The 389-nt window shown below is 40.4% G+C and carries 1 protein-coding gene; it reads left to right on the forward strand.

The window, feature by feature from the left end; translation table 11 throughout:
- The coding region (locus tag SxD43FB_RS25765) for a hypothetical protein (RefSeq protein ID WP_217988865.1) at positions 1-195 on the forward strand (195 nt) is incomplete at its 5' end.
- Between the last annotated feature and the right edge of the window lie 194 nt (positions 196-389).

Below are 389 nucleotides of genomic sequence, written 5' to 3' on the forward strand. Positions count from 1 at the left end.
GAGGCAATATTCATGCCCTTACTGATTTCTTTCCTTTCATTAACTGCCCTGAAAACGCTATTTGACGCTCTTCACCTTAACAACATCATCACGATGTTACTTTCTCTAGGAGTTACCTACTTACTCATCGCGCTTCGTTTGTTTATCTTTCGCTTTGATACGCGGAGGCTTCAGTGGAGAAACACACTGATATAATTCCACTGCGTATCTATGCCGATACAACATATGGCACTCATGAGTTTGATACGGTACGCTCTCAATCTCTTAGTCAATTAAGATCTTATTTTTCACGAGCCGGAAAATAAAAATGCGCGTTGCATTTGATCACCAAATATTTTGCCTGCAAAATTATGGCGGTATCTCTCGTTATTTTTCTCGCATTGCTGAGC

This window comes from Sphingobium sp. D43FB (assembly GCF_002312805.1).
Classification (GTDB): domain Bacteria; phylum Pseudomonadota; class Alphaproteobacteria; order Sphingomonadales; family Sphingomonadaceae; genus Sphingobium.